Source organism: Brevundimonas sp. MYb52, from assembly GCF_002979535.1.
Classification (GTDB): domain Bacteria; phylum Pseudomonadota; class Alphaproteobacteria; order Caulobacterales; family Caulobacteraceae; genus Brevundimonas.
Genome location: NZ_PCPB01000010.1, coordinates 110459 through 116655, shown reverse-complemented (window position 1 = coordinate 116655; position 6197 = coordinate 110459). Strand labels below are relative to the sequence as shown.

General features: G+C 68.1%; 6 protein-coding genes. 2 read left to right on the top strand and 4 right to left on the bottom strand.

The annotated features are described in order from the left end of the window. Window positions 1–182: 182 nt before the first annotated feature. Together ubiB and CQ039_RS11970 are read right to left on the bottom strand one after the other, a co-directional pair. A complete protein-coding gene (gene ubiB / locus CQ039_RS11975) occupies window positions 183–1766 on the bottom strand; it encodes a 2-polyprenylphenol 6-hydroxylase (protein WP_105562553.1) in 1584 nt (527 codons plus the stop codon). Continuing rightward, window positions 1754–2536 carry a class I SAM-dependent methyltransferase gene (locus CQ039_RS11970; protein ID WP_105562552.1) on the bottom strand — a complete coding sequence of 261 codons (783 nt, stop codon included), beginning with the start codon at window positions 2534–2536 and terminating at the stop codon, window positions 1754–1756. The genes ubiB and CQ039_RS11970 overlap by 13 nt, the downstream gene beginning before the upstream one ends. Before the next feature lie 134 nt (window positions 2537–2670). On the opposite strand from CQ039_RS11970, the gene CQ039_RS11965 reads away from it, so the two are divergent. Further along, window positions 2671–2967, top strand: a complete 297-nt coding sequence (locus CQ039_RS11965) for a 4a-hydroxytetrahydrobiopterin dehydratase (RefSeq protein WP_105562551.1) — start codon at window positions 2671–2673, stop codon at window positions 2965–2967. Continuing rightward, window positions 2964–3758, top strand: coding sequence for an SDR family oxidoreductase (locus CQ039_RS11960; RefSeq protein WP_105562550.1), 795 nt, complete (start codon window positions 2964–2966; stop codon window positions 3756–3758). The genes CQ039_RS11965 and CQ039_RS11960 overlap by 4 nt, the downstream gene beginning before the upstream one ends. A 207-nt stretch (window positions 3759–3965) precedes the next feature. On the opposite strand, the gene thrS is transcribed toward CQ039_RS11960, so the two are convergent. Then, window positions 3966–5906, bottom strand: coding sequence for a threonine--tRNA ligase (thrS, locus tag CQ039_RS11955; RefSeq protein WP_105562549.1), 1941 nt, complete (start codon window positions 5904–5906; stop codon window positions 3966–3968). Beyond that, window positions 5903–6151, bottom strand: a complete 249-nt coding sequence (gene yidD / locus CQ039_RS11950) for a membrane protein insertion efficiency factor YidD (protein ID WP_105562548.1) — start codon at window positions 6149–6151, stop codon at window positions 5903–5905. Before yidD ends, thrS begins: the two co-directional genes overlap by 4 nt. Window positions 6152–6197: the final 46 nt, after the last annotated feature.

The following is a 6197-nucleotide window of genomic DNA, read 5'->3' as shown; positions in this document are numbered from 1 at the left end:
GGGCGGGGCAGGGCGTCGAGCAGGCGCTGCAGGGGTCTCGCCAAAGGCGTTGGGCAGGGTGGCGGCGGCGGTCCCGCTGGGCGTAGTCGTCGTCTGGGCCGCGACGGGCAGGGCCAGCAGGCTGGCGCCCAGCACGGCGGCGAGGATCGGGGTCTTCATAGGCGGCAGGCTCCGAAGAAACGTCAGGCGACGATCATCGGCCAGAGTGTCAGGACCAAGGCGGCGACCGACGCACAGACAGCGACGGTGACGGCGGCGACCACCCAGGGCCGGGTTCCGGCCTTCTCGATCACTAACGTCTGAGATTGCGGCGGGTTCTGCGCCAGATGCGACAGAGCCTTCAGCGTCGCCAGGGCCTCTTCCACCGTCTCCCTGATCTGCGCCTGCGGACCCAGCTCGCGCTTGATCCAGCGTTCGACCACGGGCTTGGCCGCCTCCCACAGGTCGTGATCGGGGTTGAGGCGACGCGCCACCCCCTCGACCGAGACCATGGTCTTTTGCAGCAGCACCAGCTCGGGCCGCATATGCATGTCGAACAGGGCGGTGATCTCGAACAGCTGGCCCAGCAGACGGCCCATCGACACCTGGCTGGCCTGACGGCCGATCACCGGCTCGCCGACCGCGCGCAGGGCCTGGGCGAAGGTGTCGACCGAGTGGTGCGGCGGCACATAGCCGGCCTCGAAATGGACGCGGCTGATGCGATCATAGTCGCGACTGATGAAGCCCCAGAGGATCTCGGCCAGGTAGCGGCGCTCGGCCGGGCCCAGACGCCCGACAATGCCGAAATCGATGGCCGTCAGCTGCGCCGGGGCGTCGGCGAAGAGATTGCCCTCGTGCAGGTCGGCGTGGAAGACGCCGTGGTCCAGCGCCTGGATCAGGAAGGCGCGCACCACCTTGTCGGCCAGGGCGTCGGCGTCGAGACCGGGCAGGTCCATCAGGGCCGGATCGGTCATGGGCAGACCGGGCGCCCACTCCAGGGTCAGCACCCGCTTGCCGACCCCGTCCCAGACGATGGCGGGGGCCGACATATAGCCGTCCTTGGCCATGACCTCGGCCAGCTCGGAGGCGGCGGCCGCTTCCAGCCTCATGTCCAACTCCAGCGACAGGGCGCGGGCGATGATCTCGACAAAGGCCTGCGGCTCCAGCCGTCGGGCCGGTTCGACGAACTTCTGCACCAGCTTGGCGCCCAGACGCATGGAATCCAGACCGCGCGCCACGCGGCGCTCGACGCCGGGGCGCAGGACCTTGACCGCCACCTTGCGGCCGTCGGCCAGATAAGCGGGATGGGCTTGGGCCAGGGAGGCGGCGGCGACGGGGGCGCCCAGATCGCGGAACAGGCTCTCGACCGGGCGGCCCAGCGAGCGTTCGATCTCGGCGCGGGCCTCGTCCAGCGGGAAGGGCGGCAGCTTGTCTTTCAGCCGCCCCAGATCCTGGGCGAACTGGATGCCGAAGATGTCGGCGCGGGTGGCCAGAACCTGACCCAGCTTGATGGCCACGGGGCCGAGGTGTTCGAAGGCTTGCCCCACGCGCTGGCCGGGGCGGCCGGCGCGATGCTTGCGGCTGGCCGTCATCTGCACCAGCCGCGCGAACGGGCGCGTCCAGGCGGGCAGCAGCGGATTGACCTCGCGCGGGATCAGGGCGTCGTGACGCGCCAGCACCCAGCCCCAGCCGATCAGGCGGAGCGTCGCGCCCAGCGGGTCGCGGACGGGTTCCGGCGTCGGCGCGGCAGGCGGGGTCTTGACGGACAGCCGGCTCAGATCGCCCACCCGTGGTGGATGGCGGCGATGCCGCCCGACAGGTTGGTGACGCTGACGCGGCTGAACCCGGCGTCTTCGATCATGCCCTTGAAAGTGGCTTGGTCGGGGAAGCGGCGGATGCTTTCCACCAGATACTGATAGCTGTCGCGATCCTTGGCGACCCAGCCGCCGATGCGCGGAATGGCGTGGAAGGACCAGGCGTCATAGGCCTTGCGCAGGGCCTCGGTCGTGGGGCGCGAGAACTCCAGGCAGATGAAGCGCCCGCCCGGCTTCAACGCGCGCCGCGCCTCTTTCAACGCGCCCGCCACGTCCGACACATTGCGGATGCCGAAGCTGATCGAATAGGCGTCAAGGCAGGCGTCGGGGAAGGGCAGGTTCATGGCGTCGCCGACGCCCCAGGCCATCTCGGGCTCGCCGCCCTTGGCCACGCCGTTCAGGATCATCTCGGCGTTGTAGTCCATGACGATGACGGTGGCGTCCTCGCCGCCGCGACGTTGCTGGGCCGCGCGCGCCATCTTGGAATAGCGCCGCGCCATGTCGCCGGTGCCGCCGGCCATGTCGAGGATGACCTCGCCGGGACGGGCGTTCAGCTTGGCCGCCGTGGCGTCCTTCCACAGGCGGTGCACGCCCGCGCTCATCAGGTCGTTCATCAGGTCGTAGTTGGACGCAACGGAGTCAAAGACGCCGCGCACCATCTGCACCTTTTCCCTGGCGTCCACGTCGCGGAAGCCAAAGGAGGAGGTCTTGCCAGAGGGGGAAGAGGGATCGGCCTGGGTCATGACAGGGGGTGTAACGCCTCACGCGGGCGGCGTCATCCGGGGAAGCGTCGCAGACATCGACGCGATGACGCGGCGTCACGGCTTGTCGCCTTCTCGGGCGCGCGATACGCCTGAAGAAAATCAAGGAGACGCTCATGACCGCCGCCCTCGACGTGACCGAAGTTCTGGCGGGCCTGCCCGACTGGCGCCGCGCCGACGATCCGCGCCCGGCCATCGCGCGCTCGCTGAAGTTCGCCGATTTCAACGCCGCCTTCGGCTTCATGACCCGCGTGGCCCTGCTGGCCGACAAGGCCGACCACCATCCCGAATGGTCCAACGTCTACAACCGGGTCGAGGTGTTGCTGACCACCCACGACGCGGGCGGCGTGACCGAGCGCGATGTCGCCATGGCCCGCTTCATCGACGAAATCGTCAAAGGTCAGACCACATGACCGCCCCTCGTCAGGGCCGCGTCGCCGGCAAGGCCGCCCTGATCACCGGGGCGGCGGGCGGTCTGGGTCAGGCCATGGCGCGGATGCTGGTCAAAGAAGGCGCCAAGGTCGCCGTTTCCGACCGCGACCTGAACGGGGCGCGGGCTCTGGCCGACAGCATCAACGCCGAGCATCCGGGCGCCGCCTTCGCCTATGAGCACGACGTGACGCGCGAGGACGACTGGGTCCGCGTGGTCGCCGCCGCCGCCGAGGACATGGGCGGCCTGTCCATCCTGGTGAACAACGCCGGCATCGGCGGCGCGCTGACCTGGGCCGAGCAGGACACGCTGGAGAACTGGCGGCTGGTTCAGGCGGTCAATATCGAGTCCGTCATGCTGGGTTGCAAGCACGCCCTGCCGCATCTGCGGGCCTCCGGCGCGGGCTCCATCGTCAACATCTCGTCGATCGCGGGACTGGCGGCGGCGCCGGGCATGGGCGCCTATAACGCCACCAAGGCGGCGGTCTGGCTCTACACCAAGACGGTGGCGCTGGAGTGCGCCAAAGCCGGCTGGAACGTGCGCGCCAACTCGGTCCACCCGGTCTTCATCAAGACGCCGATTCTTGATCCCTTCATCGCCATGGCCGGCGGCGACGAAGCCAACGCCCATGAAAAACTGGCGCGCGGCATCCCCCTGAAGCGCATCGGCGAGCCCGACGACGTGGCCTACTGCGTCCTCTATCTGGCCTCGGACGAGTCCAAGTTCGTGACGGGGGCGGAGTTCAAGATCGACGGCGGCATGACGGCGCAGTGAACGCCCCTCTTGCCGTCATCCCGGACGAAGGCTCGCGTCGTGAGCCGAAGATCCGGGACCCAGGCGGCGGAGTTACGTGAGGCGGTGATGTGTCTGGAGCCGCCGCCTGGGTCCCGGATAGCCCTGCGGGCTTCCGGGATGACGGAGGAAAGGGGCGGTGAACCCTAAGAACAACGCCCCGGCCTTTCGACCGGGGCGTTCTCATATTCAGGCCACGCCGTCGCGGAGGCGCTTCAGGTCCGGCGCCAAGGCCTCGTCCGTCAGGATGGCGATGGCCTCCTCGACGGTGACGATGGTCTGGGCCTGGCTGCCCAGGCGGCGGATGGCGACCTTGCCTTCTTCGGCTTCCTTGCGGCCGACGACGGCGATGGCGGGCACCTTGCCGACCGAGTGTTCGCGGATCTTGTAGTTGATCTTCTCGTTGCGCAGATCGGTCTCGACGCGCAGGCCGGCCGCCCGGAACTTGGCGGTGACTTCCTCGGCATAACCGTCGGCGTCCGAGGTGATGGTGGCCACCACGGCCTGGGTCGGCGCCAGCCACAGGGGGAAGGCCCCGGCGTAGTTCTCGATCATGATGCCGATGAAGCGCTCGAATGAGCCCAGGATCGCGCGGTGCAGCATGACCGGGCGGTGCTTCTGGCCGTCTTCGGCGATGTAGGTCGCGTCCAGACGGTCCGGCAGGACATAGTCCAGCTGGATCGTGCCGCAGGTCCATTCGCGGCCGATGGCGTCCTTGACGATGAAGTCCAGCTTGGGCGCATAGAAGGCGCCATCGCCCTCGGCGATGACCACATCGACCCCGGCGTGACGGGCGGCTTCGGCCATCTGGGCCTCGGCCTTGTCCCAGAACTCGTCCGACCCGGCGCGGACGTCCGGGCGGGTGGCCAGGTTGATATAGGCCGTCTCCATGCCGAGGTCGGCGTGGACCGACTGGGCCAGCTTGATGAACTCGGCCGTCTCATCGACGATCTGGTCTTCGCGGCAGAAGATGTGGGCATCGTCCTGGGTGAAGCCGCGCACGCGCATCAGGCCGTGCAGCGAACCCGACGGCTCATAGCGGTGGCAGGCGCCGAACTCGGCCATGCGCAGCGGCAGTTCACGATAGGAGCGCTGGCCCTGATCGAAGATCTGCACGTGGCCGGGGCAGTTCATCGGCTTGAGGGAAAGGGTTTCACCCTCCACCGTCTCGCAGACGAACATGTTGGGACGATACTTCTCCCAGTGGCCCGAGGCCTCCCAGAACTTGCGGTCCAGAACCTGAGGCGTCTTGACCTCGACATAGCCCGAGGCGTCCAGACGGCGGCGCATATAGGCCTCCAGCACGCGCCACAGGACCCAGCCCTTGGGGTGCCAGAAGACCATGCCGCGGCCCTCTTCCTGCATGTGGAAGAGCTCCATGGCGCGGCCCAGCTTGCGGTGGTCGCGCTTCTCGGCCTCTTCGATGCGCAGCAGATAGGCGTCCAGATCCTCCTTGGTCGCCCAGGCGGTGCCATAGATGCGCTGCAGCTGGGCGCGCGAGGAATCACCGCGCCAGTAGGCGCCGGCCAGCTTGGTCAGCTTGAAGGCCTTGCCCACGAACTTGGTGGTGGGGAAGTGCGGTCCCCGGCACAGGTCGGCCCATTCGCCCTGCTTGTAGACGGTGATGGTCTCCGTGCCCGGCAGGTCGCGGATCAGCTCGGCCTTGTAGGTCTCGCCGATCTTTTCGAAGTGGGCGATGGCCGTCTCGCGGTCCCAGACCTGACGCTCCAGCGGGGCGCCCCGGTCGATGATCTCGCCCATCTTCTTTTCGATCTTGGCGAAGTCGTCGGTCGAGAAGGGCTCGTCGCGCGCGAAGTCGTAATAGAAGCCGTCCTCGATGGCCGGGCCGATGGTGACCTGGGTGCCGGGGAACAGCTCCTGCACCGCCTGCGCCAGCACGTGGGCGGCGTCGTGGCGGATGGTCTCCAGCGCCTCGGGATCGTCGCGCATCAACAGGCGGAAGTCGCCGTCGCCGTCGATCACGCGGTCCAGGTCGCGCTGCTCGCCGTTCCAGACGACCAGGGCCGCCTTCTTGGCCAGCGAGGGCGAGATGGCGGCGGCAACATCACGGCCCGTCGAGCCGGCCGGATACTGACGCACGGCGCCGTCGGGGAATTTCAGTTCGATCATGACGGTCGTTCTTTTTCGATCTTGGCGGGCGGCACGGGATCATAGCCCGAACCGCCGAAGGGATGGCATTTACAGAGACGGCGCACGGTGAGCCATCCCCCCCTGACCGGACCGTGCTGGAGCAGGGCGTCGCGCCCATAGTCCGAACAGGTCGGCAGAAACCGGCACGATTGGCCGAAGAAGGGGGACAGCGTCACCTTATAGCCCCGATGGGCCGCGCGGACGCTGCGTTCGTAGAGAGACATCTGTCCCTTCGCCGGGGGCTCTGTTTCGGGTTCGCGCCGCTTATCC